16 protein-coding genes are annotated in these 26,465 nt (G+C 45.5%); 12 read left to right on the top strand and 4 right to left on the bottom strand.

Annotated elements, in window-relative coordinates; all coding sequences use genetic code 11:
* The 9 genes from AB4161_RS03175 to tldD all read left to right on the top strand — a co-directional run bounded on the left by AB4161_RS03175 (window position 1) and on the right by tldD (window position 14,948).
* On the top strand, window positions 1-3,915 hold the full coding sequence (locus tag AB4161_RS03175; protein ID WP_372082781.1) for a DUF6701 domain-containing protein: 3,915 nt from the start codon (window positions 1-3) through the stop codon (window positions 3,913-3,915).
* Window positions 3,916-4,065: 150 nt separating this feature from the next.
* Entirely contained in the window at window positions 4,066-5,109 is a 1,044-nt protein-coding gene (locus AB4161_RS03180; protein ID WP_017062957.1) for a rod shape-determining protein, read from the top strand.
* Between the two features lie 94 nt (window positions 5,110-5,203).
* Window positions 5,204-6,091: a rod shape-determining protein MreC gene (gene mreC, locus AB4161_RS03185; RefSeq protein ID WP_004735927.1), complete on the top strand. Its 888-nt coding sequence runs from the start codon at window positions 5,204-5,206 to the stop codon at window positions 6,089-6,091.
* On the top strand, window positions 6,081-6,569 hold the full coding sequence (mreD, locus tag AB4161_RS03190) for a rod shape-determining protein MreD (RefSeq protein WP_017061361.1): 489 nt from the start codon (window positions 6,081-6,083) through the stop codon (window positions 6,567-6,569). The genes mreC and mreD overlap by 11 nt, the downstream gene beginning before the upstream one ends.
* Window positions 6,570-6,576: 7 nt before the next feature.
* Entirely contained in the window at window positions 6,577-7,200 is a 624-nt protein-coding gene (locus AB4161_RS03195; RefSeq protein WP_372082783.1) for a nucleoside triphosphate pyrophosphatase, read from the top strand.
* A gap of 20 nt (window positions 7,201-7,220) precedes the next feature.
* The gene (gene rng, locus AB4161_RS03200) at window positions 7,221-8,690 is read left to right on the top strand and encodes a ribonuclease G (RefSeq protein WP_017061363.1); all 1,470 of its coding nucleotides are present in this window, start codon (window positions 7,221-7,223) and stop codon (window positions 8,688-8,690) included.
* Window positions 8,691-8,700: 10 nt separating this feature from the next.
* Window positions 8,701-12,576: a YhdP family protein gene (locus tag AB4161_RS03205; RefSeq protein WP_372082784.1), complete on the top strand. Its 3,876-nt coding sequence runs from the start codon at window positions 8,701-8,703 to the stop codon at window positions 12,574-12,576.
* Window positions 12,577-12,670: 94 nt separating this feature from the next.
* The gene (locus AB4161_RS03210) at window positions 12,671-13,483 is read left to right on the top strand and encodes a carbon-nitrogen hydrolase family protein (RefSeq protein ID WP_372082785.1); all 813 of its coding nucleotides are present in this window, start codon (window positions 12,671-12,673) and stop codon (window positions 13,481-13,483) included.
* Between the two features lie 19 nt (window positions 13,484-13,502).
* Entirely contained in the window at window positions 13,503-14,948 is a 1,446-nt protein-coding gene (gene tldD / locus AB4161_RS03215) for a metalloprotease TldD (protein ID WP_017061366.1), read from the top strand.
* A gap of 108 nt (window positions 14,949-15,056) precedes the next feature.
* Here the strand turns inward: tldD and AB4161_RS03220 are convergent, their stop codons facing one another.
* A complete protein-coding gene (locus tag AB4161_RS03220; RefSeq protein WP_017062953.1) occupies window positions 15,057-16,436 on the bottom strand; it encodes a PhoH family protein in 1,380 nt (459 codons plus the stop codon).
* Window positions 16,437-16,910: 474 nt separating this feature from the next.
* On the opposite strand from AB4161_RS03220, the gene rapA reads away from it, so the two are divergent.
* Window positions 16,911-19,820 carry an RNA polymerase-associated protein RapA gene (rapA, locus tag AB4161_RS03225; protein ID WP_372082786.1) on the top strand — a complete coding sequence of 970 codons (2,910 nt, stop codon included), beginning with the start codon at window positions 16,911-16,913 and terminating at the stop codon, window positions 19,818-19,820.
* Between the two features lie 92 nt (window positions 19,821-19,912).
* Here the strand turns inward: rapA and AB4161_RS03230 are convergent, their stop codons facing one another.
* Complete coding sequence (locus tag AB4161_RS03230; RefSeq protein WP_017061369.1) at window positions 19,913-21,190, bottom strand: NRAMP family divalent metal transporter; 1,278 nt, start codon at window positions 21,188-21,190, stop codon at window positions 19,913-19,915.
* A 158-nt stretch (window positions 21,191-21,348) separates the two neighbouring features.
* Between AB4161_RS03230 and rluA the strand changes: the two genes are divergently transcribed.
* Window positions 21,349-22,083: a bifunctional tRNA pseudouridine(32) synthase/23S rRNA pseudouridine(746) synthase RluA gene (gene rluA, locus AB4161_RS03235; protein WP_017071551.1), complete on the top strand. Its 735-nt coding sequence runs from the start codon at window positions 21,349-21,351 to the stop codon at window positions 22,081-22,083.
* A gap of 36 nt (window positions 22,084-22,119) precedes the next feature.
* Complete coding sequence (locus AB4161_RS03240) at window positions 22,120-23,082, top strand: D-2-hydroxyacid dehydrogenase (protein WP_372082787.1); 963 nt, start codon at window positions 22,120-22,122, stop codon at window positions 23,080-23,082.
* A gap of 83 nt (window positions 23,083-23,165) precedes the next feature.
* Here the strand turns inward: AB4161_RS03240 and AB4161_RS03245 are convergent, their stop codons facing one another.
* Together AB4161_RS03245 and AB4161_RS03250 are read right to left on the bottom strand one after the other, a co-directional pair.
* On the bottom strand, window positions 23,166-23,603 hold the full coding sequence (locus tag AB4161_RS03245; RefSeq protein WP_004740830.1) for a universal stress protein: 438 nt from the start codon (window positions 23,601-23,603) through the stop codon (window positions 23,166-23,168).
* A gap of 104 nt (window positions 23,604-23,707) precedes the next feature.
* Window positions 23,708-26,287, bottom strand: a complete 2,580-nt coding sequence (locus tag AB4161_RS03250; protein ID WP_372082788.1) for a TRAP transporter permease — start codon at window positions 26,285-26,287, stop codon at window positions 23,708-23,710.
* Window positions 26,288-26,465: the final 178 nt, after the last annotated feature.

Raw genomic sequence — 26,465 nt, forward strand, 5'->3', positions numbered from 1 at the left:
ATGATAAAGCATTTCTCTGTATTATTAGTTGCGCTTTTTTTATCTCCATTAGTTCAAGCTAATGTTAATACTAACCCTCAGTTTGAGTTCGGTACGATTCCCGCCGATAAATGTACTATTTCCGGATCAAAAGTAGAGTGTGTAATTGAGTTTGAAAAAACCTATGATTCAGCGCCTTTGGTGTTTGTTATGTCAACGGTTAATGCGACCCGCTCAAACTTTAATAGTAAAACGACAGAATACCCTTCTGATCTCCGTGTTTGGTCTATTTCATCGAGTCAGGCAACGATAAAGCAGCTACTTCCGCCCCATGATGCGGCGTGTGTTCGCTTGAAGCAGAATGATAAAGGGCAGTGGCGATGTAGCACCAATGCCAGCGATCCTTTAGTGGAGTACGTTGATGCTCCAATGGAAAATATCGATTATTTGGTCATTGAACCTGGCGTACTGGAGTTTGATAGTGGGGCGAAGTTAGTCGCAGGAACAGTTGATTATAACCGTACTTATTCAAATGTTGGTGGTGGGTCTAATAATAGTAAGTTGGTGCAATTCAGTGATTTTGGCTTGTCATCCAACTTTAGCTCTTCTCCGGGCGTTTTAGTACAGATTCAAAGCTTGAGCAATATGCAAGGCAGCGCTCCTGTTTGGTTAACCCCAATAGCTCTAAACCCGACAACAAATGCATTTAATCTAGTCCTTGATCGTTCAGAAGTTTCATCTAATGCTCAGCTTACTAGTAATGAACAAGTTGCTTTTGTCGCAGGGCTAGGAGAAGGGTTTATAAATGGGCAGAAATTTTGGCTTGGCCAAGGGTCAACATCAAATACGCTGAATATCGATGATAGGGTTATCAAACCAATCACAGAAGGTTGTCAGCTTGTACAAGATTTTTCAGCTTCTGGTTTTTCGGGTATCCCTACATTACTCGCGTCAAAGCGTACACGTAATGGTAACAATGGCGGCTGGTTGAGGCGCTGTTCAGTATCGAAAACTGGTGTTGCTTTAATCAACGAAGAAGACATGACTCAAGATTATGAACGTGCGCATGTTGTAGAGCCCTATTCGTACTTTTTATTTGATAAGCCGCCAACGAGTGAAATTTGTCAGTTATTCCCTTCACCAGCTCAAACATGGAAAAATAACGAGAATACTTATATTTTGTTGGATACATCGGAGGGGATAGAAGGAGCGTTAGTATCAAATGGAAAGAGGTATATAGGGTTTCCTCAAAATACGATAACAGGAAATAAGAAGGAGAGCGCTTGTGATAGTACGGAGTGTTATGGTGAAGAAGGATTGTTGGTTAATAAGCAAGAACTAGAAAGCTTCCAATCTCCTGATAATGGACTGGAGACTGTAAATGTATGGCAGGATGATGCAGAATTTTCTAATAATGAATCAATAGGAAGTTTGAGTGTTGGAAAAGGCTCTGTAACATTTTATAGCGGCACATACTGGGTCGGTAGTTTGGATATTAATAACGCAGGGAGAGTCATTATCCCTGACGGAGAAAAAGTTATTATTCACATAGGAAAAGTGAATTTAAGTAATAATGATTCATTTTTCGGTGAAGAAGGTGATGGGCAACTAGTAGTTTTTATCCACGCATTGCAAAACTCTACTGTTAACTTTGCCAACCGGAGTGAGTTTAGAGGTCTTTTATATAGCGAAGTCGATGTCATTATGAGAAACCAGTCAACGGTCTATGGTGCAGTTACTGCTAAGGCTATTAGCCTGAGGAATACTTCTAAGATTATTGCGACTGACAATCATTGTTTTCAACCTTCGGATGACTATGAAATTGATATTTCCCCAGCAACCGATTTAGCTTTGATGTGTGGCGACGACTCCCCTCAATTTACCATTAATACCTCTAATAATGGTGTGGCGGGAAGCCTAGGTGTTACGGTGAGTATTACGCCAGACGCTGATGAATTCGACGTTTCTGTACTGCAAGGACAAGGTTCAGGTACTTACCCTAATTATGTTTCAAATGACGATGGTGAATTAACTTTAAAAGTTGTCGCTAAAGATACTGCCAATATTGATTTTGATACAGGTTATAAGCTAACGGCGACATTAATCGATGATTCTGGTAAAGAGGTTGAAAGCCAGTTTAAGTTCGTACCATTTAAATTCTCTTTAGTGGATGGCAATACTCCAACCAATCGTCTTGACGTTATTGCAGGGCAGGCCACACCGACAGTAACTAAAGTTTTAGCGTGTGATTCTGGTGACTCAATTGTTGTTGCTGAGAACTATATAGGTGAAGCCGGGGATGAAGTTATCATTGCTCATGAGCTTGATAGTTCTTGGAGTGGCTCCGATGGCTCGCTGACCTACTTACCTGAGTTCAAAAAAGGTAGCGCCTCAACTGACTTAACTATCTCTGAGTCAGGGCTTTTCAACGTCACTTTAAAAGACAATAGTTTTGATTGTACTGGTTTCGCTGGTTGTCCCGAAGATGGGAATTATGATGTAGAGGGAAGTTTCTCGGTCTACTCTCGCCCTTGGAAATTTGCGATTTGCACCAACAAGAGCTCCGATGGAAACAGCAACGAGAAAGACTCAGATAGTTTTGCTGCTGCCGGATCTCCATTTGATGTTTATGCCCGCCCGATAAAGCATACCGACTCATCTTCGGTTTGTACTGATGATAATTTGTTGACGAATAATTACTTTGAGTCGGCAGCAAGCGTGAAAGTTACAACAACTTTAGATACCCCTTCAATTACGGATTATCCTGACGCTAATTTAGGTGATTTAACCCCTGAAACTCAGCTAATTAAACAAATTTCATCGAATGATCAGTCTAACAAAGGCTATAAATTTGAAAGTTTAAAATACTCAGAGGTGGGTAGTTTTAACTTTGTTGCAACTGAAACTGGCAGCTTCTACGGGAGTATCCTTGGCGGCTTCTCTGGTAGTAAGTCTATTGGCCGCTTTTACCCCAAATACTTCATGCAAGGTGACCCTGAGTGGAATGTTACAAATCAAAATAATATTGCGTACCTAAGTCAACCTTATGACTCTACAGTTCACCAAGTATATCCAATGGCATCAGGTGAGAGTGATACGGATGATGCGCTCAATAACTACCGATTCTTCAGTTCAGACCTGCAAGCTAGTTTTGGTATTCTGGATGACACCAGTATAGATAATGATTTCTTGCTAGATACGGACGCTGGGTCTTGGTCTGTTGATCGTAAACATTGGTTACTGAATGACAATGCAGCTGAGCTGCAAAGAGTTACGGATTCAGATGACGTTAGCCGCAGAGATGGTCCTTTCAATACCAGTGATGCTAGCTCAATAGCCACTAATTTTGGTTTAACAGTGACAGGAGTTGATCCTGTGTCATTTACGGATTCAGACCCTGTTACCGATTCAGCTGCATTCCCAGTTCAACCTCCTGCCCGATATGGTCGAATGGCGCTCGATGATATTGGTGGTAATTCTGATACTACTCTAACTATTCCATTGCGCGCTGAGTTCTGGGATGGCAGCGAGTTTATTGTTAACGAGGATGATGACCGCAGTACCTTCAATGGGGCTAATACTTGTAAACAAGTTATTTGGCACAGTGAAGGGGCGGCAACCACTTTAGTTTCACTTAACGGTAGCGGAAATGTGGATGATGGAGAAGAAGAGGTCACAGCAAATCAAAATACGCCAGCAGGAACAGACGCGCCACGTGAGCAAGTTCGTCTGTGGTTAAGAATGGATGACTCTGAGCCTGATAGCGATGGCGGAAATAACATCTCATGTAGTGGCAGTGATCAAGATCAACCATGGCTACGTTACAACTGGCGCCAACTGGGTGATGAAGATCCATCCACCGTCGTCACATTTGGTATCTACCGTGGTAACGATCGTGTGATCTACCGAGGTGAAAGTGGCTTAACAGGTCAGTAATAATATAATTTTTGCCCCTTAAGTTAGGAATCTGTAAGAAATTGCGGGTTTCAGTCCATGTTTGCACTTCAATGCCTTGCCGTAACAGCAAGGCATTGGTACATTTAGTGCAATTTTTGTCTTCTAATTCTTGCAGGATGAGCGAAGAATATGTTTAAAAAACTTCGTGGCATGTTTTCAAACGACCTATCGATTGATTTAGGTACAGCCAATACCCTTATTTATGTAAAAGGCCAAGGCATTGTTCTTGATGAGCCTTCAGTTGTCGCTATTCGCCAAGATCGTGCGGGTTCTGCAAAGAGTGTCGCTGCTGTTGGCCACGCTGCTAAGCAAATGCTTGGTCGTACGCCTGGTAACATCTCAGCGATCCGTCCAATGAAAGACGGTGTAATTGCCGACTTTTACGTAACGGAAAAAATGCTTCAGCACTTCATCAAACAAGTGCATGACAACAGTGTGCTTAAACCAAGTCCTCGTGTTTTGGTTTGTGTACCTTGTGGTTCAACACAGGTTGAGCGTCGTGCTATCCGTGAATCAGCGTTAGGTGCTGGTGCTCGTGAGGTTTACCTAATCGATGAGCCTATGGCTGCTGCGATTGGTGCTGGCCTACGTGTCTCTGAGCCAACAGGTTCAATGGTTGTTGATATCGGTGGTGGTACTACTGAAGTTGCGGTTATCTCACTGAACGGTGTGGTTTACTCGTCTTCTGTTCGCATTGGTGGTGACCGTTTTGATGAAGCGATCATCAACTACGTTCGTCGTAACTACGGCAGTTTGATCGGTGAAGCGACAGCAGAGAAGATCAAACACGAAATCGGTTCAGCTTACCCTGGCGATGAAGTCGAAGAGATCGAAGTACGTGGTCGTAACCTTGCTGAAGGTGTGCCTCGTAGCTTTAGCCTAAACTCAAACGAAATCCTTGAAGCACTTCAAGAGCCTCTATCTGGCATCGTATCTGCAGTGATGGTTGCACTTGAACAGTGTCCACCAGAGCTGGCTTCTGATATCTCAGAAAACGGTATGGTACTAACGGGTGGTGGTGCACTGCTTAAAGACCTTGATCGTCTGTTAACAGAAGAAACAGGTATCCCTGTTGTTGTTGCAGAAGAGCCATTAACGTGTGTTGCTCTAGGTGGCGGTAAAGCTCTAGAGATGATCGACATGCACGGCGGCGATCTGTTCAGCGAAGAATAATATCTAGTGTTAGGCTCTTTTCTTATCTAGTTTTATGTAAAGAGCCTAGGACCTTGTCTATAGGATCAAATGTAGCTCTAGGACCAAATATAGAATGAAGCCAATTTTTGGTAGAGGTCCCTCTCTACAATTGCGCCTGTTTTTTGCTGTAATTTTATCAGCCAGCCTTATGCTGGCTGATAGTCGTTTAGATGCTTTCTCAAATGTTCGCTATCTATTAAACAGCATGGTTGCGCCTATTCAATATGCAGCCAACTTGCCTCGCACTATGTTCGATGGTGTTTACGACCGTTTTAGCACTCGCAAAGGGTTAATTGAATCTAACCATAATATTAAACGAGAAGTCTTGCGTCTGAAGAGCGAGCTGATTCTGCTTGAGCAATATCAAGAAGAAAACAAGCGCCTTCGTAAGCTGTTAGGCTCGCCGTTTATCCGTGATGAGAAGAAAGTCGTCACAGAAGTTATGGCGGTAGACACTTCACCATATCGCCATCAAGTCGTGATCGACAAAGGTCAGATTGATGGGGTGTATGAAGGTCAGCCGGTGATCAACGAAAAAGGCATTGTCGGCCAAGTCACTTTCGTTGCTGCTCATAATAGTCGTGTATTACTACTCACTGATGCAAACAATGCGATTCCTGTTCAGGTTATTCGTAATGACATCCGTGTGATTGCTTCGGGCAATGGCATGATTGATGAGATCCAGCTAGAGCACATTCCAACCAGTACCGATATACAAGAAGAAGATCTGTTGGTGACATCAGGTCTTGGTGGGGTATATCCAGAAGGTTATCCAGTCGCCTATGTTACGGCCGTTGATTACGACCCGAAACGTGAGTTCGCTGTGATTAAAGCAGAGCCTGTGGTTGAGTTCGATAAGCTCAGATACCTGCTGCTTGTATGGCCTGATGAAAATAAACAGATGCAAGCGGATCAATCGAGCATAGAACAAGCATTGTTAGAGGGCGAAGATGGCCAATAGCGTTTTGAGAAGCAAGGTAGTAATTTTCTGCTCATTTTTAATAGCACTGATTCTGCAGACGATCCCTTGGCCTGGTAGCTTAGATTTATTTAGACCATCTTGGTTACTGCTGGTTACGTGTTACTGGGTTTTGGCTCTACCGCATCGTGTTAACGTGGGTAGTGCTTTGATTTTAGGCTTATTGTGGGACCTTTTGATCGGCTCTACTCTGGGTATTCGAGGCATGATGATGGCAATAGTGATGTACATTATTGCGATGAACTTCCTCGTCATTCGTAACATGGCGTTATGGCAGCAAGCGATGATCATTGCCGCGTTAACGGTCTTGTTTGAGGTGTTGATCTTCTTTGGTGAATATTTGATCCAAGATGTTGTTTTCAATCCGTTATCGTTATGGAGCGCATTGATAAACTGTATACTTTGGCCTTGGATGTTTTTATTAATGAGACGCGTGCGTCGCCATTGGCATGTGAGGTAGCGTGACGATGGAAAAGAAACATTTAGTTTTGGCATCCGGCTCTCCACGCCGCAAAGAATTGCTATCTCAACTCGGTTATGAGTTTTCTGTCCTCGTAACCGATGTTGAAGAGTGTAAACACGCTCAAGAAACCGCCGAAGAATATGTTAAGCGACTATCTTTAGATAAAGCTTTAGCTGCGTTGTCTTTATTAAAAGATAACCCTTCTGAAAGGCAGCATGTCGTTCCTAGTTCTGATACTGTAGATAATGGCTCTGATATAGTCGTTCTTGGTTCTGATACCGTCGTTGTTAGTCAAGGGCAAGTACTTGAGAAGCCCTGCGATTTTGCTGACTCTAAGCGTATGCTTACTCAGTTAGCGAATGAACGTCACCAAGTGATGACGGCGGTTTCTGTGGTTTCAGAAGAAAAACAAAGAACAGAAATCATTATTACCGACGTATGGTTTAAACCCCTCAGTGAAAAAGAAATAGAACAATACTGGCAAACAGGGGAGCCATGCGATAAAGCCGGTAGCTATGGGATCCAAGGTTTGGGCGGACGCTTTGTCACCCGAATCGAAGGTAGTTATTACGCCGTTGTCGGCTTACCTTTATTTGAAACGGACCAGCTACTGCAAGAATTCTTATAATTACTAACCTGAGGTGCACCATGAGTGCTGAATTGTTGCTGAACGTGACCCCGAGTGAAACTCGTGTGGCCATGATTGAAGGGGGGGCTCTTCAAGAGATCCATGTCGAACGAGATGCTCGACGCGGTATCGTAGGAAATATCTATAAAGGACGTGTAAGCCGTGTTCTTCCGGGAATGCAGGCGGCTTTTGTGGATATAGGCCTTGAGAAAGCAGCTTTTTTACACGCCTCTGATATTGTCCCACACACTGAATGTGTCGCTGAAAACGAAAAGAAACAATTTCAGGTTCGTGATATTTCAGAGCTTGTCCGTCAAGGGCAAGACATTGTGGTGCAAGTGGTCAAAGACCCTCTTGGTACTAAAGGTGCTCGCTTAACCACTGATATCACTCTACCGTCTCGTTATCTGGTATTTATGCCGGGCGCAAGTCATGTTGGTGTATCTCAACGTATCGACAGCGAGTCTGAACGTAACCGTCTTAAAAAAGTCGTGTCTCGTTACTGTGACGAACACGGTGGCTTCATCATCCGCACAGCAGCAGAAGGTGCAGATTCAAATGAGTTGGCACAAGATGCCGCATTCTTGAAGCGATTATGGCTAAAAGTATTAGAGCGTCGTGGTAAGCACAAGGCGCGTACTCGTTTGTATGGTGAGCTTTGCTTAAGCCAACGTATCTTACGTGACTTCGTCGGTACTGAGCTGAGCAAGATTCAGGTCGATTCTCGTCTAGAATATGAAAACCTAAAAGAGTTTACCTCTGAATACGTGCCTGAGCTGACAGACAAGCTTGAGCTGTATGAAGGTGATAAGCCTATCTTTGATATGTACGATACCGAGAACGAAATTCAGCGTTCATTGGATCGTAAAGTCGAATTAAAGTCTGGTGGATATCTGATTATCGACCAAACTGAAGCGATGACCACGGTTGATATCAACACTGGCGCGTTTGTTGGTCGTCGTAATCTAGAAGAGACGATTTTCAACACCAATGTAGAAGCGACTCAAGCGATTGCTCGTCAGCTGCGTCTACGTAACTTAGGTGGCATCATCATTATCGACTTTATTGATATGTTGTCTGAGGAACATCGTAAGCGAGTACTAACTTCTTTAGAGGCTGCGCTCGACAAAGACCGTGTGAAAACCAATATTAATGGCTTCACGCAGCTTGGGTTGGTTGAGATGACTCGTAAACGTACTCGTGAAAGTATTGAGCATATCCTATGTTCGAGCTGTCCTGCTTGTGAAGGCCGCGGCAGTGTGAAGACAGTTGAAACCGTTTGTTATGAAATTCTTCGAGAGATCACGCGAGTGAATCGTGCGTACGACGCCGATAAATTTGTGGTCTATGCGGCAGCTGCCGTAGCTGAGGCGTTAGAGGGCGATGAATCTCATGCGCTTGCGGAGCTTGAAGTCTTTATTGGTAAGCAAGTTAAAATCCAGGCTGAGCCTCTGTACATACAAGAGCAGTTTGATGTTGTTATGATGTAATGGAAATTTTGTGAGCTCAAGCGTTACTCTGATTCTACGTGCATGTTTATGGTTAGTGGTTACTCTCTTAGTAACGCTAGCCATTGCCGTTACTACACTGCGTGTAGCCTTGCCCAATTTAAACAAGTATCAATCTGAAATTGAGCTTTGGGTAAACCAACACTCCGGTTTTGATTTTTCGATTCAAGACGTGGGCGGTTTTTGGCGTAACACTCACCCCTCTATTGCTCTGCAAGGCGTTAAAGCCAGCCTTCCCAATGCGGAAGATGTGAGCTTTTCTGTCGAGCGTGTTGAAGTCGAGTTTGACTTGATTCAATCGGTCGTACAGATGCGCCCGGTTGTGGCCGAGTTGGTCATGAATCAAATGTATCTTGATATCCGCTCAATTGAGCTGTTTGCTGGGCAAAATGGCAAAGATGAGCCTAAAGATTCTGGCTCTTCCCAGCGAGCGATGCAAGAGCTCGATAATTTACTGCTAAAAACACTCGTCGATGTAACTGCAAAAGATTCTTCTATTCTTTATCACTCTGTTTCGGGTGAAGAACGTCAGCTCGATATAGAAACCTTAAAATGGCAAAACTCAGACAAACATCACCTTGCTGAAGGTGTGGTGAGTATCAAAGGTGCCAATCTAAACTCTCTGTCAGTGAGTGCTAACTTTATTGATGGTGGGTCACTGACTGATGTGACTGGTGAGTTTTATGTCAGTGCCGACAGCATTTCTGTTAAGCCATGGCTTACGCATTATATGCAGGCGGAATCCGGCATTGAAACGGGTACTGTGAGCTTGAATAGCTGGCTTACGCTGCGAAATAGCAAGCCAGTGAGCGCTTATGTTGAGGTTTTACCCTCAGAACTGGCGTGGAACGAAGATGGCGAGCATGACCTCATGCTTGAGTCCGGTGTCTTTAAGTTGTCGCCGACTGATGATGGTTGGCAAGTAAATGGTCACTCACTAAACCTTAGAACGGATGACACACCTTGGCCGGAACTCGACGTAGCGTTCAAGTGGAATCAAGGTCCATGGCAACTCAACATTTCTGAGCTGGATATTGCGACTATTACTCCGTTGATTAAGCTGCTGCCTGACTCTGAACAATCAACCAAAATGATTAACGTATTGGCGCCGGGCGGCTCTGTTTCTGATATCCGTGTTTCCATGGGTTCGGGAATTGACCGTTTACGTTATTCAGCCAGTTTTTCTGATCTTGCTATCGAGCAGTGGGAACTAGTCCCAGGCTTTAGCCAAGTGTCTGGTAGTGTGTTTGGTTCGGCCTCGGAAGCGAAAGCTAGCCTGCATGTTATTGACGATGTGTTCCCTTATGGTGACGTATTCCAAGCGCCTTTGAATATCAAACAAGGTCAGGTTGATATTGTTTGGCAGCAAGATGAAAACGGCTGGAAGCTGTGGTCAGACAAAATCACAGCTGCCACCCCCGATTTACAAGTACTAGGCGCATTCCGCTTAGACTTCCCAAAAGATGCGAGCCCGTTTTTATCCTTCTACGGCGAAGCGGACGCTTACAATGTCGGTGAAACATGGCGCTACTTACCTACACTGGCTCTTGGGCAAGATCTAACAGACTACCTTTCAACTGCGATTCAAGCCGGTAAAGCGGATACCGTAAAACTGTTGTGGCATGGTGATTTGTCTCAATATCCATACACTAACCACGATGGTATTTTCCAGGTTTGGGTTGGCTTAGAAGATGCGAAATTCAGCTTTGATACCGCGTGGCCACTGATTACTGATCTTCAGCTTGATCTGTTGTTTGAAAATGATGCGATGCATCTGGATTCTCGCTCAGCTCAACTGATGGATGTGACGGCAGATCGAATCACAGGACGCATTCCTTATTTAGGGGAAGGCGGCCATATTGAAATTGAAGCTAAAGCGACGGCGTCTGGCAACGCAGTACGCGATTACATGACGTCTTCGCCACTGGTGGGCTCGGTAGGCGCAGCCTTAACCGCACTTCAAGTGAGTGGTGATGTCTCTTCTGAGTTCCAGCTGAATATTCCGTTTGATTCTGAAAAAGAAGCAAGAGCATGGGGTTACGCCGACTTAAGTGGCAACCATGTTGAGATTGAAGCGCCGCCAATGGTGCTCGAGAACACCACGGGTCGAATTGAATTTGATAATGACGTAGTGACGGCAAATGGCCTCGCTGCGGATCTGCTTAACCAAGGTATCTCGCTTGATTTTAAGGGCCTTAATGATGGTCCTGGCTATGCAGTTGATATTGATGTGTTAGGTGATTGGGACGTCAAGCCTCTAGAACCTTACATCGGTGAGCAATGGTTAAGCCGCTTATCAGGTCATGCGCAATGGCAAAGCCAGATTGATATCCAGCTGAATGATATCGGCTTTACCTACCAACTAGACTTACAGTCAGACCTAAAATACTTGGCGAGTGATTACCCATATCCATTGGCGAAAAAATCACTAGAAAGTGGCTCTGCAAGGCTACAGGCATCGGGTAACCAAGAGACGATTACCGCGCGCCTGCAATTGCCAAACACCAAGTACCAAGCTGAGATTGATATCACAGGCGACGTGCCTGAGTTAACGGCGACCAACTTAGTGCTTGGTCGCGGTGGCTACAAAATTAGCCCGGTGGTGGGCCATCACGCCCTGATTCGTACAGACAAATTCAATGCCGATGATTGGTTATCGGTTGTAATGGAACCGGTAAAGCCTTCAACGGCTGTACTTAGTCAAATGAACACGCCAACCATACCTGCGCCAAGCCGTATTACCTTTGAGAGTAAAGAGCTGATCTTGGGTGGTATCTCTTGGAATGACGTCGATTTTAGTGCTAGTAAGAACAAACAGGCGTGGCAAATGGAAGTGTCTAGCCAAGAGCTAGAAGGGGATATTAACTACCTGCCTCCTTATGATTTGACAGTTTCACTGGATCGTCTGCATCTGTTTGTTCCTGAGTGGAGTGATAAGAACAACCAAGATCAGCAACTGCTGCAACGTAAAGAACAAGCTGCGCCATTGATATCCAAATTGGATAGAGAGATCCACGATGCGATGCCAAACCTGACCCTGACGCTGAACGACTTTTGGCTGCAAGGCTACAAGGTGGGTAAGGTCGATGTTGAAATGACGAGGAACGAAGATCGTATCGAGTGGAACAAAATCCAGGTGCGAAGCGGCGGTAACAAAGCGGATGTGAGTGGCTGGTGGGAACTGCAAGGTGACAAGAGTCATTCATCGTTAACCGTTGATGTTGAAGGTGAAAACAACAGCGAGCTCATGGAGCGCTTTGGTATTACTTCCGGGATTCAAAAAGCGCCATTCGCGTTGGAAGGTCAACTAAATTGGGATGGTTCGCCTTGGGGAATCAAAATGGATACCCTTGATGGCAACGTTAAAACCAAGTTTGGTAAAGGCATTATCTCGGATGTGAGCGGCGCAGCTCGATTACTTGGCCTGTTTAGCCTAGATTCGATCATCCGTAAGATGCAGCTCGATTTCTCAGATGTGTTTGATAAAGGTATGGCCTTCAACAGCATCACCGGAACGGGCGAGATTCAAAATGGTATCTTCCTGACCAATGATCTGAACATGGATGCGGTCGCAGGTGAGATGAAAATCAAAGGTATCGCTAACCTCAACACGCGTCAGGTTGATGCTGAGGTGAACTTTACCCCAGATATTACCTCGGGTATTCCCGTATTAACGGCCTTTGCGGTAACCCCTCAAACGGCGCTGTACGTATTGGCGGTGACCACGGTTATCTCGCCAGTTGTGGAAGTCTTTACCCAAGTAAATTATTCGGTGAAAGGACCATTGGATTCACCAACGGTGAGCGAACTTTCTCGTAGCTCTGGCGAGTTTCAGCTGCCAGAGAAGCTGAGAAAATTAGCCGAATAGGCCTTAAATTAGCCGAAAAGACCTTATGCCCGAGTCAGCGAATATACGGTGAAATGCTGATTTCTGAATCATAATGAATGGAGGAGCGATACACATGGATTGTGTTGGGTTGATTCAAATGACATCTGGCCCCAGCCCTGAATTGAACTTTGAGTACCTTGCTCAAGAAGTTGCAAAGTGCAAAGAGTTGGGGGCTAAGTGGGTTGTTTGCCCTGAAAACGCGTTAGTTTTTGGCAGTCAAGCCGACTATCACCAGTGTGCTGAGCCTTTTAATGATGGCCCACTGCAAAAGAAAATCTCTGAGCTAGCAAAGCTTCACAGAATTTGGATCGTCATTGGCAGTATGCCGATAAGCACAACTAACGGAGTGACGACCACCACCTTGGTGATTGATGATTTTGGTTGCCTCGTTGCTCATTACGACAAGCTACACATGTTTGATGTGGATGTCGCTGACGCCCATAAGTGCTATCGAGAGTCGGATATTTTCACTCCGGGCAACCAAGTTGTGACAGCGGAAACGCCTTTTGGTCGCTTAGGTTTGAGTATTTGTTATGATGTGCGCTTTCCACACTTGTATTCAGAGTTACGTAAGCAAGGGGCACAAATCATTGTGGTGCCTGCGGCTTTTACAGCGGTAACGGGTCAAGCGCACTGGGAAGTACTATTAAGATGCCGCGCGGTTGAAACACAGTCGTGGATTGTCGCGGTAGGTCAAGGCGGAAAACACCCTTGCCAAAGAGAAACATGGGGACACTCAATGGTGGTTGATCCATGGGGACGAGTGGTCGCACAGTTAGACCAAGATCCTAAAAGTATGGTGGTTGAGATAGACACATCCAGTTGCGAGTCCATTAGGCAAAATATGCCCATCGCGCAACACTCTCGATTTACCAATCAATTTTAATTACAAACAAGAGCCATCTATGAGCATTAATCAAATTGAAGAAGCGCTACTGAACCCGACAGGGCTTACGGAGCAAAATATCGCAGATACATTGGCGAGTATTGCTACCCGCCAAATTGATTATGCTGATATCTACTTTCAGTCAAGCTGGCACGAATCTTTAGTGCTAGAAGACAGCATTATTAAAGACGGCTCTTTCAATATCGATTGCGGTGTTGGCGTTCGTGCAGTATCTGGTGAAAAGACTGGTTTTGCTTACTCTGACCAAATCCAATTGGATGGTCTTAAGCAGAGCGCAATTGCGGCTCGTGGTATTGCTAAACAAGGTCAAAACGGCAAGGTTCAAGCGTTCAAACGCAACTCTAATCAAGCTTACTATGATGCAGTTAACCCGCTTGCGAGTTGGGAAAAACAGCAGAAAACAGAATTACTAAAATCATTAGATGCTTACATTCGCACTAAAGAGCCGATGGTGACTGAAGTATCGGTGAGTTTAAGTGGTGTGCATGAGCAGATGCTGGTTGCTGCGACTGATGGCACTTACGCTGGTGATATTCGTCCGCTGGTTCGCTTGTCTATTAGCGTACTTGCACAGAAGGGTGATCGTCGTGAGCGTGGTAGCGCTGGTGGTGGTGGCCGTTTTGGTTACGACTTCTTCTTAAGTGATGACAAAGGCACTCAAGTTGCTTACCAATTTGCGGATGAAGCGATTCGCCAAGCATTAGTTAACCTTGAAGCGGTTGCAGCGCCTGCTGGTGCCATGCCTGTGGTTCTTGGTTCTGGTTGGCCGGGCGTTCTGCTGCATGAAGCGGTAGGCCACGGTTTAGAAGGCGACTTCAACCGTAAAGAGTCGTCAGTATTCTCTGGCAAAGTTGGTGAGCAAGTAACTTCAAGCCTATGTACGATTGTCGATGACGGTACATTAACGGATCTACGCGGTTCATTGAACGTCGATGATGAAGGTGTTAACGGTCAGTACAATACGTTAATCGAAAACGGCATCCTAAAAGGTTACATGCAAGATAAGCTGAACGCTCGTCTAATGGGTGTAGCACCGACAGGTAATGGTCGTCGTGAGTCATACGCGCATCTTCCAATGCCACGTATGACGAATACATACATGCTACCGGGCGAACACACACCGGAAGAGATCATCGCGACGGTTGAGAAAGGTATCTACGCACCGAACTTCGGTGGCGGTCAGGTCGATATCACATCAGGTAAGTTCGTATTCTCAGCGTCTGAAGCGTACATGATTGAAAACGGTAAGATCACTCACCCAGTGAAAGGCGCGACGCTAATCGGTTCTGGTATCGAAGCGATGCAGCAGGTGTCTATGGTGGGTAACGACCTAAGCATCGACCGTGGTGTGGGTGTGTGTGGTAAGGCTGGTCAAAGTGTGCCAGTGGGTGTTGGTCAACCAACATTGAAACTAGACTCGCTAACCGTTGGTGGTACTGAGTAATTCAGACTAACCTCTGCCGACTTACTTCAAAATATTAAATTGAAAAGCGCCTCCAATGTGAGGCGCTTTTTGTTTTTAGATTACTGATTCAGTGAGCGTATAGAGTCACTACATGTTCTCTTCCGCAAACTCAGCTAGTCGGCTACGCACCACACCATTGAGGTGGATGTTGGCACTGCCTTCGAAGTTTTTAAAACGCTCAACCATGTAGGTTAAGCCTGAAGTCACAGGGGTTAGGTAAGAAGAATCTATCTGCGCTAAGTTACCTGAGCAGACGATCTTAGTACCTTCACCACAACGGGTGATGATGGTTTTTATCTGTGAAGCGGTGAGGTTCTGACACTCATCCAAAAGCACAAAGGCATTTTGAATCGAGCGGCCACGCATGAAGTTGATTGATTTGAACTGGATATTGGCTTTGTCACAGATGTACTTCATCGAGCCTTCTGTGCAGTGGTCGTTCTTGTGCAGCGCTTCCAGTGTATCGGTCACTGCGGCTAACCAAGGCAACATTTTCTCTTCCTCTGTACCCGGAAGGAAACCTATCGATTCACCAATATCAGGGGTGTTGCGGGTTACGATGATCTTATCGAATTGCTTACGTTCAATGGTTTGTTCAAGTGCAGCAGCCATAGCAAGCAGTGTCTTACCACTACCTGCGGCGCCAGTGAGAATCACAAGATCAATATCAGGGTCGAGCAGCGCATCAATCGCCATGCCTTGATAGACGTTCTTTGGTGTGATGTCCCATGCTCTGCGATTCATCAATCTTTCGCGGCTGAGGTCTCTCAGGGTAATGCTTTCCGGCTCAATCTCCTCGACTCGAGCGGCAAAGTCACTTTCTTCGTCAATCACATATTGGTTGAGGAAGGTTGGCTCGAACGGCGCTCTTGCTAAGGTGTGCAGCGTCTTGCCGCCTAAACTTCTGCTCTCGACATTATCGATACCATCCCAAAATGAGCCTTCCAGTTGTTGGAAGCCTTTGGTGAGGTATTGGATATCATCAATCAGTTGGTCAGTTTGATAGTCTTCAACAAAACGTACACCGGCGCCTTTTGCTCGTAAACGCATATTGATGTCTTTGGTGATGAGAACCACTTCGCGTGGTGCGCGTTTATTTTGAAGATAGAGGACAGCGTTGAGGATTCGGTTATCGCCCGCCTTGTCATCGGCAAAGGCTTTGATGCTTTCTTGAAGTTCGTAGTCAGCGAGTATTGAAATACTGCCAGATGCATTTATGTCTTTAGAAAAAGGGATGCCTTCCGATATTTGGTCTGGTGTGGCTTCCCTGAACAGGTCTTCGAGCGTTCGAATCGCAATTCTCGCATCTCGAGCAACGTCTCTTTTACTGTCTTTGATTCTGTCGAGTTCTTCTAGCACTGTCATGGGGATAACGACATCGTGCTCTTGGAAAGAAAATATAGCGAAGGGTTCGTGAAGTAGGATATTGGTGTCTAAAACAAATAGCTTCCGGTTGGTCTCGCCCATAGCATCTCCTTGCCGACGTGCGGCTTGCCTTGCATTCATTGAACGTAGATAAAGCTCATATAAAGATTAGTATCTGATTCTGGTGATAGTCAACTACTCACCTACTCACCTAAACTTCATCTAGAGGAACAGCACCATATCGTTACGAGTGAATATGGTGTATTCGTTTGAGAGCAGCAATCTGCTACCTATAGATTAACCATGAATTTTTGACAGTTTGATTGCACTGGCGAAAACAGAAAAAAAGCATGAAATCATCTCCTTTAGGCGTGACCTAAATCACAGCATCGAGTAAGATTAGCGACCTTTTTCTGCACCATTTTCTCGAGATATTTATTATTGAGAGCGCACTTAAAAAGTGGCTGCAAACTAGACATTTTTGGCTATATTTTTAGTTCAGGAGCGATAATGTTCTTGTTTAAAACTGCAGTTAAGAAGACCAAATTCCAACTATAAGATTGAGGTAGTCGATTCATGACATTTGCTTTGGGGCAACGCTGGATAAGCGATACGGAGAGCGATTTAGGTTTAGGTACCGTTGTAGCAATGGATGCTCGCACAGTGACACTAATGTTTGCAGCGTCAGAAGAAAACCGTGTTTATGCACGTACTGATGCTCCCGTAACCCGAGTAACGTTTAATGTAGGCGATGTCATCGAATGCCAAGAAGGTTGGTCTCTGTCTGTCGAAGAAGTTATCGAAGACAAAGGGCTGCTAACCTACTTAGGTACTCGCGAAGATACCCAAGAAACAGAAGTCACTCTGCGTGAAATCTTCTTAAGCAACCAGATCCGCTTTAACAAGCCACAAGATAAGCTATACGCAGGTCAAATCGACCGTATGGATAACTTTGTGTTGCGTTACCGTGCGCTAAGCAACCAGTACCAACAACACAAGAGCCCGATGCGTGGCTTGTGTGGTATGCGTGCTGGCTTGATCCCTCATCAGCTATACATCGCTCATGAAGTGGGTCGTCGTCACGCTCCGCGCGTTTTACTGGCTGATGAAGTGGGCCTAGGTAAAACCATCGAAGCGGGCATGATCATCCACCAACAGGTGCTGTCTGGCCGTGCTGAACGCATTCTGGTTGTGGTTCCTGAAACTCTACAACACCAATGGTTAGTAGAGATGATGCGCCGTTTCAACCTGCATTTTTCTATCTTCGATGAAGAGCGTTGTATTGAAGCGTTTGCTGAATCAGACAACCCGTTTGATACCCAGCAGTACGTTCTGTGTTCTTTGGACTTCCTACGTAAGAGCCGTAAGCGCTACGAGCAAGCACTTGAAGGCGAGTGGGACTTGTTGGTTGTCGATGAAGCGCACCACCTTGAGTGGAGCCAAGACAAACCAAGCCGTGAATACCAAGTGGTTGAAGGCTTAGCGGAAAATACGTCTGGTGTGCTACTACTAACAGCAACGCCTGAACAGCTTGGTCGTGAGAGCCACTTTGCACGTCTGCGTCTGCTTGATCCTGATCGCTTCTACGATTACGAAGCATTCGTTGAAGAAGAAGACCAATACGCACCGGTTGCTGATGCAGTAACGGCTCTGTTCTCTGGAGTGAAGCTTGAAAACAGCGCGAAGAACCAGATTACGGAACTGCTTTCTGAGCAAGATGTTGAGCCTCTGTTCCGTGTGATTGAAGGTGATAGCAGCGAAGAAGAGCAAGCGTTAGCTCGCCAAGAACTGATTGATAACCTTATGGATCGCCATGGTACCGGCCGTGTTCTTTTCAGAAACACACGTGCTGCAATCAAAGGCTTCCCTAAGCGTAATGTAAACCTACTGCCGATGGAGATTCCAACGCAGTACACAACCTCAATGCGTGTATCTGGCATGATCGGTGGCAAAATGGCTCCCGAAGCTCGTGCAATGAAGATGCTGTATCCAGAAGAGATCTTCCAAGAGTTTGAAGGTGAAGATTCAAGCTGGTGGCAGTTCGACTCACGCGTTAACTGGTTGATTGAAAAGATCCAAGACAAGCGCAGCGAGAAAATCCTAGTGATCGCCTCTCGTGCAAGTACGGCTCTTCAATTAGAGCAAGCACTGCGTGAGCGTGAAGGTGTGCGTGCAACCGTATTTCACGAAGGCATGTCGATTCTAGAGCGTGATAAAGCTGCGGCTTACTTTGCTCAAGAAGAGGGCGGCGCTCAGGTTCTTATCTGTAGTGAAATCGGCTCTGAAGGTCGTAACTTCCAGTTCGCTAACCAACTTGTGATGTTCGATCTTCCATTCAACCCAGACTTGCTTGAGCAACGTATTGGCCGTTTGGACCGTATCGGTCAGCTGCGTGATATCGACATTCATGTTCCTTACCTAAAAGGCACATCACAGGCGATCCTTGCGCGTTGGTTCGATGAAGGTCTGAATGCATTTGCGGAAACTTGTCCAACGGGTCGCACGGTTTACGATAAGTACTCAGATGTTCTTATCGAGATGCTGGCTTCTGGTAACACTGAGCAACTTGATGAAGTGATTGAAGAGTCTGCCAAGCTAAATCAAAGCCTGAAATCAGATCTAGAAAAAGGCCGTGATCGCCTATTAGAAATGCACTCAAACGGCGGCGAAAAAGCGCATGAAATTGCAGAGAAGATTGCCTCGACTGACGGCGACACTAACCTAGTAACGTTTGCACTAAGCCTGTTCGATACGATTGGCTTGAACCAAGACGACAAGGGTGAGAATGCTCTGGTTGTAACGCCGTCTGAGCACATGATGGTGCCAAGCTACCCAGGCTTACCATACGAAGGCGCAACCATCACGTTTGATCGTGATACTGCGCTTTCTCGTGAAGACATGAACTTCATTAGCTGGGAACACCCAATGATTCAGGGCGGTATCGATCTGCTACTGAGTGAAGGTGTTGGTGCATCAGCGGTATCACTACTGAAAAACAAAGCGCTGCCAGTGGGTACTATCCTGCTTGAGCTGGTTTACCTTGTGGATGCGCAAGCGCCGAAACGCAGCGGTATCAGCCAGTTCTTGCCTAAGACGCCAATTCGTTTGATGATGGATGGCCGTGGTAATGACTTATCAGCTCAGGTTGAGTTCGACAGCTTTAACCGTCAATTAAGCCCTGTAAACCGTCACCTAGCGAGCAAGCTAGTTAACTCGGTACAAGGTGAAATTCACAAGCTAATCGAAGCGGGTGAGACGCACGTACTGCCTAAAGTGGAAGAAGTGCGTGAACAAGCTCAACGAGATATGCAGACTAACCTGAACGGTGAATTAGAGCGTCTACAAGCGCTTAAAGCCGTGAATCCTAATATTCGTGATGAAGAGCTAGAGGTAATCGAAGCTCAAATCAATGAACTGACCGGTTACATCAGCAAAGCTCAGGTTCAGCTAGATTCATTACGCTTGATTGTGGTTTCTCACAACTAGTTTTGAATTAGCGAAATGCTTCAACGAAATAAGGCCTTCATTATGAAGGCCTTATTTGTATCTGTAGCTTAATTAACAATTCAAGTAGCTGGTTACATTAACCACTTCCACCAAACAAATACCGCTAGGAAACCAAATAGGTAAACAAGACCTGCTACAGACAACCATTTTAGTTTGCTGCCAATGGCTAGCGCTTCTGGAAGCTTAGCTTTGTTGACCAAGATGAAATTAAGCAGAGCGAAGAATGGCGTTGTTGCAAACGCGAGTACCATTGCGAAATCGAGCATAGGCATCAGTGCTGCGCTAAAGAACATCACAATCGCGAGTGCCGCGATAGAGACAATGATTATCCAGCCTTGCAGCATTCTTGGGCTTGAATCTTTTTTGAATAATAGACGTTGTGATTCAGCAAGCACGCGTGAGTAGCCATCGATAACGGTAATGGTGCTACCAAAGATACAGAAGAAAGCGATAAGAGCGATTAACGGGCGAGACCATTCACCAATTGTCGAAGCGTAGATGCCGACCAATTGATGAGTAAAGCCAACACCGGAGCGAGACAGTTCAACTCCCGAACCGTGAAGTACTAGCGCGCCTAACGCAACGAATACTAAAGCAAGCAGCGCCGTACCAATGTAGCCAACGTTAAAGTCGAACAGCGCTGATTGTGCGGTCACTTCCTGCTTCTCTTTTTGGCTTTTTAGCCACATAGAGGTGATGCTTGATATTTCGATAGGCGCAGGCATCCAACCCATGGTCACCACGATAAAACCAATAGCAGCCAATGACCAAGGCGACGGTGGAACAAAAGCAGCATCAGGTTCGACTGGAGAGCCGATAGCAATGGCGACTGCAGCTAAGGTTGTGATGGTTAAGATCGCCATGATCGCTTTAGATAGTGTATCTAGAGCACGATAATGGCCAGCAAACAGAATGATCAAACAGGTCGCTAAAACGATCATGCACAAGGTGCTAGTGGCTAAATCGAAAGGAACAAAGTAACTGAGTAGGCTTGCACTGAATAATAGCAGGGCAGCGGTATTCACGACCGCAGATATGGCACTCAAGATCGAAAAGATCACAAGGTATGGGCGGCCTAGGTTAGAGTAACCTTCCACCAAGCTTTGACCCGTTCCTAGCGTGTATTGGATGCCGGCTCTGAAGAATGGATATTTAAATACGTTAACGAGGATAATGAGAGCGGCAAGCTGCCAACCATAAATCGCACCCGCCTTGGTTGAGGCGACTAAGTGAGAACCACCTACAGCCGCTGCGGCCATCATAATGCCTGGGCCAAGAGACTTAATTAAACTTGATAGGGGAGCTGAGGTTGGTGTTTTTGTGTTGGTGGTTTTAACCGTACTGTCCATCGTTTTTCCTTTGATGCTGACTTCTTATTATCTGTTACCCTATCAATACCATGTTTTGTAAAGCCGTCAACTTTTATGTACGAAAATATTGAAAATTGTATTTATTTATAAACGAATCAACCGTGAATTATTTGTTCACTAGCAATTAAGAGGCTTCAATGGCGTTAGAACAGTACACACCACCACGTGAACCGTGGATTGATATTGTTTATCAAGATGACGATATTCTTGTGGTGAACAAGCCTGCAGGCCTGCTTTCTGTTCCGGGTAGGTTACCTGAGCATTACGACAGTATGTGGAGTCGCTTGGTTGTCGAATTTCCAGAGATTCAAGTCGTGCATCGATTAGACATGTCGACATCGGGCTTGATGCTGCTCGCTAAACACAAACAAGCTGAGCGTCATTTGAAGAAGCAATTTCAATATCGACTGACACACAAACTCTATTACGCCCGAGTATGGGGTTCAGTAGAAGAAGCTGAAGGTTTGATTGACCTCCCTCTTATTTGCGATTGGCCAAACCGGCCGAAGCAGAAAGTGTGTTTCGAGGATGGTAAATCATCACAGACTCGTTATGTGGTAGAACAGCAAGAACTCCAAACGACTTTACTTAAGTTACTGCCAATTACCGGGCGTTCTCACCAATTGAGAGTGCATTGCATGGAAATAGGCGCACCGATTGTGGGCGATGAGTTTTACGCAACATCAGAAGCATTTGAATACAGTGATAGGTTGGCTTTGCATGCGTGTGAGCTGAGCTTTTATCATCCAGCGAATAATCAGTTGTTTAAAGCCTTTGTTCCCTGTGACTTTTATCCTCAAGCATCGCCACAAATCGAACAGCACTTTGAAATTGCGCCTGAGCTTCCAGACTACAGTAAGCTAAAAGCTTAGAATGGACTGATTCATAGATCTAACCAAGGAAGAAGAATGCCAACGCTGAAAGTTGTGTTTCTCGATAGAGCGACTATCCCATCTCAAATTCATTTAAAGCCTCTGAGCTTTGAGCATGAATGGGTAGAGTATGATTTCACAGCTCCTGAGCAAGTATCAGAGCGAGTTGAAGAAGCTGATGTGGTGATCACTAACAAGGTGGTGCTCAATGAGTCGAACCTAGCTGGTACTAAAAAACTCAAGTTGATCGCGGTTTCGGCGACCGGAGTCAACAATGTCGATGTGGAATACTGCAAATCTAAAAACATTGCAGTGGCAAACGTACAAGGCTACGCGACTCAATCGGTTCCTGAGCATGTCATCGCAATGCTATTCGCTCTTAAACGAAACCTTGTTGGTTATCACAAAGACATTGAGGCGGGTGAGTGGCAAAAGGACAAGCAGTTCTGCTTCTTTACTCATCCGATTCAAGATGTGGCTGGCAGTACATTGGGTTTAATGGGCAGTGGCAGCTTAGGTCAAGCCACCGCAATGTTAGCCAAAGCGATTGGTATGAAGGTGATGTTTGCCGAGCGAAAAGGAGCAGAGTCTTGTCGAGAAGGGTATCTGCCTTTTGATACGGTATTGAAGCAAGCGGATGTGATCAGTCTACATTGCCCATTGACTGATGCGACCCAAAATCTGATTTCAGAGCGAGAGCTGACTATGATGAAATCGAGCGCGGTATTAATTAATGCCGGGCGCGGAGGTCTAGTAGATGAACAAGCCCTAGTTGAGGCTTTGAAAAAACATGAGATTGCAGGCGCAGGTATGGATGTGTTTACACAAGAGCCAGCCGACAACTCAAATCCACTATTGGCTAATAGCCACTTACCGAACTTATTACTCACTCCACATGTGGCGTGGGGCAGCGACAGCTCGATTCAAAAACTGTCTGATATCTTAATGGATAATATTGATGGCTTTATTGCGGGTAGCCCGCAAAACATAGTGAATTGACTCTAAAGCTATGTAGCATGAATTAAAACAAAAAAGGTTGGCCTGTAGGTCAACCTTTTTAGATTGTGTGTCGATTAAATGACTTAACCTTGCGGTTTAACCACCAATACATTGATTGGTGAGTTCTGTACTACTTTGCTTGCAACCGAGCCAAGTACCACTTTGTCGATTTTTGAACGCTTATGGCTAGGCATCACGATAAGGTCGGCGCCAAGCTTTTCTGCGTAATCAAGAATCGTCGCGTAGGTTTTACCCTCAGCAACATGAACTTTGTAAACCACTTCATCGTCGATGTGTTTGTCGGCAAACTCTTTCAGCTGATTTTTAACATCAAGCTTCATTTGGTTCGCTGCATCTTTCGGGAAGTAAGACGCCACCATCGACATGTGAATGCCTGGTAGTACGTTCAGAATGTGGATTTCAGCATTGCTGTGTTTTGCGTGCCATACCGCCAGTTCGACTGCCTTATCAGAAAAGCCTTTGTCATTAAGATCAACAGGAACAAGGATTTGTTTATACATGTATTCGTCTCTTTTTAATCAGCGCTAAGCTTTCACTTAGCACTGTAATTATCCTTTCCATGTAATAAAGCCAAATAGCGCTAAGCACTACTCAGCCTTATCCATTACGCGCTAATCTCATCCTTACGAGCACGTCTTCTTTGATTCATCGCTAAACCAATCAAAATGATAAGAGCTGGTAAGAATACCCACTCTTTCATTGGTCGATCTGCATCTTGGATAACGGATTTGATTTCCCAATCGAAATCAATACCAGCCGCTTCTGCTGGGCTACCGAACTCAACCATATCAACAATCATCTTGCCTTCTGATTCAGTCAGCATTAGACCCATAGAGGCAATACGATCTTCACTTGAGGTCGCAGAATCTTCAAACGGCAGGCGAACTGTCTTTTCAGAATAGTCACCTTCTAAGTTTTCGCCACCCACTCTAAGTTCAAGTGATTGTCCCACATCTAGGTTTTCTGTGATTTGAGCAATCTCAACTCCAGGCGAAAGAACTTTCTCTGGGTAAATCATGTCCCACCAGAAGCCAGGGCGGAAGAAAGTGAAGGTTAATGCAATAAGCAGCACCGTTTCCCACCACTTGTTCTTAGTGAACCACCAACCTTGTGTTGCAGCTGCGAAGATAAGTACCGCAGTCACAGATGAGAAGATAGTCAGTGCTAAGTGCCACCAAGAATCAATGCCCATCAGTAGTAGTTGAGTATTGAAGATGAACATGAAAGGTAGAATTGCGGTACGGATATCGTAGGTGAAGCCTTGGATACCAGTACGAATCGGATCTGATTTCGCAATTGCCGCTGCTGCAAACGCCGCGAGACCTACCGGAGGTGTATCATCCGCAAGAATACCGAAGTAGAACACGAATAAGTGCACCGCAATCAGTGGAATAATAAGACCGTGCGCAGCACCCAGAGTAACGATTACCGGAGCCATCAGCGTTGATACAACGATGTAGTTTGCTGTGGTTGGCAAGCCCATGCCTAGGATCAAGCTGATTACCGCAGTGAAGAGCAGCATAAGGATGATGCTACCGCCTGAGATAAACTCAACGAAGTCAGTCATTACAAGACCGATACCCGTTAGCGTCACCACACCTACAACAGTACCAGCAGCAGCTGTCGCCACACCAATACCAATCATGTTACGTGCGCCTGAAACCAAGCTCTCTGCTAGGTCAACGAAACCAGCTTTGGTTTGTTCTGCAAGATCGTCTGATTTGTTCATCAGAGTCATCAAAGGACGCTGGGTGATCAAGATGAAGATCATGAACACTGTGGCCCAGAAGGCAGATAAACCAGGTGAGAAACGTTCAACCGTCAGACACCAAACTAGCACTACGATAGGCAGTAGGAAGTGTAAACCTGATTTAATCGTTGGGCCTGGATCTGGAACTTCCTTTAGATCCGCATCGATCTCCATGCCGCCTTCAGCTGCGTATTTTGCTGATACGCGAACCAGAGCAACATAAGCGATTAATAGCGCCACAGTAACGATTGGTGTTGCCGCATCGCCAAATACATCTTTCGTCCAACCCACACCGTAGTAAACCGCGGCACTGATGACACACAGACCTAAAATGGTACCCGTGAAAGACAGTAAGCTTTGTACGATAGTTGGTGTGTGGCGACGAGGTAGGCCAGTCATACCTGCTTTACATGCTTCTAGATGAACAATGTAAATCAGAGCGATGTAAGAGATCAGAGCGGGCAGTAGCGCGGCTTTGATTACTTCTACATACGAAATGCCCACATACTCAACCATCAAGAAGGCTGCTGCACCCATGATAGGTGGTGTTAATTGACCATTGGTTGAAGCCGCGACTTCTACTGCGCCTGCTTTAGTGCCCGGGAAACCAACACGCTTCATTAGCGGGATAGTAAAGGTACCCGTGGTTACCACGTTTGCGATAGATGAACCTGATACCAAACCAGACAGACCTGATGCGACAACGGCTGCTTTCGCTGGGCCGCCTTTCATGTGACCAAGCAGTGAGAATGCAACTTTAATAAAGTAAGCACCGGCGCCAGCACGTTCTAGCATTGCACCAAACAGTACGAACAAGAATACGAATGACGTTGATACGCCAAGTGCCACACCGAATACACCTTCAGTTGTTAGCCACAGATGCGACATTGCCTTGTTCAGGCTCGCACCTTTGTGGGCAATAACGTCCGGCATGTGAGGGCCGCCAAAGGTATAAAGTAGGAATACTGCTGCCACAACCATAAGAGGTGGACCCAAAGCGCGTCGTGTTGCTTCAAGCAGTAAAACCATACCGAATACAGCCGCAACAATATCGAATGTTGTTGGTGCGCCCGATCGCTCAGCGAGTTCAGTATAGAAAATATAGATATAAGAAGCTGAAAAGCTACCTACAAGCGCTAATATCCAATCGACTGCGGGGATGCGATCCCTAGGCGAATTCTTCATGGCTGGATAAGCGGTAAAGGCTAGGAAAATAGCAAACGTAAGGTGAATTGCTCGAGCTTCAGTGTCGTTTAAAATTGCGAAGTTAAAAATGAACGGCAGCGGAGATGCATACCAAAGTTGGAACAGTGACCAACATAGAGGCACAAACCATAAAATACGGCCTTGGATACCACGAGGGCTACGCGCACCAGTATCTGATTGTGCCACCATTTCTTGCACATCTGGAGACGGTGATGTTGTCTGCGTCATGTACTTTATCCTTATTATTGATGGTCTGCCTTTTCTTACGAACAACCAAACGTTATTTATTTCCTATCTAGTGTAGTGAATGGATAGGGAAATGCGTTTTTTGTTCGTCTTTGTCTTAGGCTTGATACGAAGGTAAGTCCTCCAAATTGGAGAAACTTAAAGGGCTGTTCTTTTCACT

The sequence above is a fragment of the Vibrio sp. 10N.286.51.E5 genome, assembly GCF_041469125.1.
In the GTDB taxonomy this organism is placed as follows: Bacteria; Pseudomonadota; Gammaproteobacteria; order Enterobacterales; family Vibrionaceae; genus Vibrio; species Vibrio crassostreae_C.